Source organism: Pseudoalteromonas sp. APAL1 (genome assembly GCF_021532475.1).
In the GTDB taxonomy this organism is placed as follows: Bacteria; Pseudomonadota; Gammaproteobacteria; order Enterobacterales; family Alteromonadaceae; genus Pseudoalteromonas; species Pseudoalteromonas lipolytica_C.
Genome location: NZ_JAKGAW010000095.1, coordinates 1 through 3777, shown reverse-complemented (window position 1 = coordinate 3777; position 3777 = coordinate 1). Strand labels below are relative to the sequence as shown.

Here is a 3777-nt window from a genome sequence, read left to right as displayed (position 1 = left end):
CCTGAGGCTGGCTTCGATTTGGGCGCTATCGGTGACTCCACAAATAAAATGATTAATTTGAATAATGGCGAATTGGATTTGCCATGTCCTCGCAAGTACAACTTCACCTCCGGTGTGTCATGCAACATGGTCGAAGTTAATACCACAATTACCTATGGTAAAAAAAGTATTCATACATTAACTGTTAAAACGGGCGTTGCTCAAGAAATGGCAAGTTTAAACACGGGTGGCTAGAGAGGGAATTGTAATGAAGGTCGTTAACTTTAAATATGTATTTATATATGTTTGCACGCTTGGGTTTCTAACCGCAGCAAATGCAGATGATACTGAGCTTTATGTTAATTATGATAAAGATCTTGATGAAAAATCGCGTGTTATTTTTGTACTCGATACCTCTGGTAGCATGATGCAGTCTGCTAATACAGGTGTTAAATGTTTTCATCCAGTTGATGGTTACTGGATGGAATGCCCTGATAGCCGAATTGCAGCAGCTAAATCATCGCTCATAAAAGTAATCGATGAAAATCCTGATATTGATTTTGGATTTATTCGTTTTTCTCCATTTGGAAATGGTGGTTTTATCAGAGCCAAATTGGGAACTGAGCATAGTAAATTGAAAGAACTCATTTCGGATAATGGTGCATTAGGAGCTACGCCTATTACAGAAACACTGTGGGAGACTTATCTATATTTGACAGGGCAAAATGTTGAGTTTGGTGCATTATTTCCGGCTGAGCTGCGTGATACCACTGCAGAAAAAGGTGGCAAATATATTTCTCCTTTAGATTCAACCTTCACAAAAAACGCCAGGTGTAACAATGATGTTCATATTATGATGATAAGTGATGGCTCGCCTCAACATGATAATGAAAGCAATACTGCTATTGAGTCATTGCATCAACATTACTTCTCTGAGCCTGCAACAACATTTTTAGACGACTTTAATGGTCAGAGTTATTTAGCTCCGCTTGCAAAAATAATTCACGGTACAGACGATGTTGATATAGATTTGTACCCCAAAACGTCAAAGGTACATGACCGCGGTATTGTTAATACAATCGGATTTGGTAACGGCTTAACAGAGAGAGGGCAAAAAAACCTAGAAGAAACGGCCAAAGCGGGAGGCGGAAGCTATATTCTTGCTACGAATCCAGAAGAATTATCAAAAGCTCTTGAAACTTCATTCGCAGCTTTAAGAAAGGAAGGTGGGGCTTTTTCTTCACCATCTATTGCATCGAACAATACTGATCAAACTCGTAGTAGGGATGCACTTTATTATACTATGTTTTACCCTAGTACAAATGCTCGTTGGCGTGGTAATTTAAAAAAGTTAAAAATTTCTGGAAGTAAGATCATTGATTCTAAAGGCAATACAGCATTAGGTAGTAATGGTTTAATTAAAAGTGACGCAAGAACCTTTTGGCTACCAAGTAATGAAGAAGCTGACGGTAACGATGTTATGTTAGGTGGGGTGAATTTATATTTATCTGGCCGATCTAGCATGCCAAATTCCACTGAGCGTATTGTAGTTTCAAACCTTTACGGAGGCCGTTTAATAAATTTCAGCAGGTGGCATGCTGTTCATTATTTTGGAGATGTCGACACCACAATTGATGCATTTGGTGCAAGTAGTGATAAAGAAATGGGGGAACTTATAAACTGGTCTAGAGGATTAGATGTAGATGATGTAAACCAAGACAGGAGAACCAATGATTCTAGAACTGATAAATTTGGGGATCCACTTCATTCTAAGCCAGTAACAATTGACTACGGCAATGGTGATGTTCGTATCTTAATAGGTACGAATGCAGGTTATTTGCATATGTTTCAAGATCAAAATGACGTACTAAAAGAGAGCTGGGCATTTATACCAAGGAGTTTATATAAAATTATCAAACCATTAAGAGATAACCAGAAAAATACAAAAGTCTATGGCGTTGATGGGCCTATTTCTATTTTCTTTGACGATAAAAACAAAAATGGTGTTGTAGATACACAAACAGATAGGGTTTGGGCATTTTTTGGCTTAAGACGAGGGGGCAATGAATATTACGCTCTTGATATAACAAATCCAAATTCACCCAAATTAATGTGGGGTGGACCAATTGTCGGTGGCTCAGGTGATTTCAAAGAGTTGGCACAAAGCTGGTCAAAAGCACAAGTAACCTATATCAATTTAGCTGGATATGAAGATCGCCCTGTGCTTATCTTTGGAGCTGGCTATGATACTAATAAAGATAGTAGTCGACGAACTAATGACTCTAAGGGGCGAGGAATTTACATTGTTGATGCTGAGACAGGTAAAAAAGTCTGGGCATTGACTCCTTCTGAAAATGGTTTTCAAGGTAAACACAGTATCGCATCTGATATTGCTCTTTTAGACTCTGATTACGACGGGTATATAGATCGTTTGTATGCCACTGATACAGGTGGTGATGTTTGGCGAGTGGACATGCCTACGCAAAACTCACGGAACTGGACGCACTTTAAACTTGCTAGTCTTGGGGGCACTCGGGCTAACAATGACCGGCGCTTTTTTTATAAACCGACTATTGCGAGAAGTGTATATAGCAAAGTATCTGAAGTTGTTGTAAATGGTAAATCCACAGTAACTCGCGTTGATACCCCGTTTGATGCCGTATTAGTTGGCAGCGGGAATAGAGCAAATCCGCTTTCATCAGCGGTGAATGATCAGTTATTTATGATCCGCGATATAAATACTGTGACTAAGTCTTTTACAGGGAGTAAAGTCCCGAACACTATCACACAATCAGATTTAATGAATGTAAGTTCAGATCCTTTTGCTAAGAAACTTGATAATGTTGATGGCTTTGTCAAGCTTGAGGTTGAATTAGCGCGCTTTAATGGTTGGTACTATAACTTGCCGCTTCAAGGTGAGAAATCATTAGCTGCGAGTACCGTTGTAGGAGGTGTTGCTTACTTTACAAGTTTTGCACCAGGCTCGACAAGCAATGTTGTCGACCAGTGTAGTCTAGGTAGTGGTACTGGTGGTCTTTATGCTTTTCACCTACATTATGGAACCAAAGTATATGATGAACTTAAGTTCCAAACAGGGAATGATGTACCTGATACTCCGCAATTATTCTTTGGTGAATCGGATAAAGGTGAAAGTCAGTTTATGTTGATTGGTACCGGGATTGTTGGCCAAAAAGATCCGTTTATTGCCAAAGGGGTATTGGGCCCTGGCTTACATACCGAAAATGGTAAAATTAAATTACTGAGTGATGAGGTTCTTGGATTTAAAGTTCAACAAACTTATATATATAAACAAGAGAAGTATGACCGAACTCAATAATAGTATATGCAATGTTTTTATCATATTATTTAGTCGCAGATTTATACTTGTATAATGCAGCTGTAATAAGGGCACCAATTTTAAAGCGGTGTCCTTTTTATAATTGTAAGACCATAAATTTCCATTAAAATTCAATGTATTACTTGGCTTCGTAGAAAGTAACCCCTTTCGCTTACCTTTCTTTTAAAGTTGGCTCTTTTTTATTATTTTTGTTAATAGTTAAAGCAATACACTGCAAAATATGTATTGAATTCAGTGAATAGCCAAAGCTCTAGTTATTTTTAGTGAAATTCTAAGAAAAAATGGTGCAAATAATTAATTTGTTTGTAGCACTTATGTTTTAATTCAAAATAATTAGTTATAATTTAACTTGTATCAATTTTAAATTTATTTGCATTACGTCAGCTACAAGTATTTAGTCATCGTGTTGTTAGAAGGTAACTTACTCTTGAGCTTTCGAG

1 protein-coding gene and 1 pseudogene are annotated in these 3777 nt (G+C 37.6%); both read left to right on the top strand.

Going from position 1 to position 3777, the window contains the following annotated elements:
* Positions 1-234: pseudogene (locus tag L1264_RS21305) on the top strand (pilus assembly protein PilX); the annotation flags it as partial.
* A 13-nt stretch (positions 235-247) separates the two neighbouring features.
* Complete coding sequence (locus L1264_RS21300; protein WP_199526983.1) at positions 248-3316, top strand: PilC/PilY family type IV pilus protein; 3069 nt, start codon at positions 248-250, stop codon at positions 3314-3316.
* Positions 3317-3777: the final 461 nt, after the last annotated feature.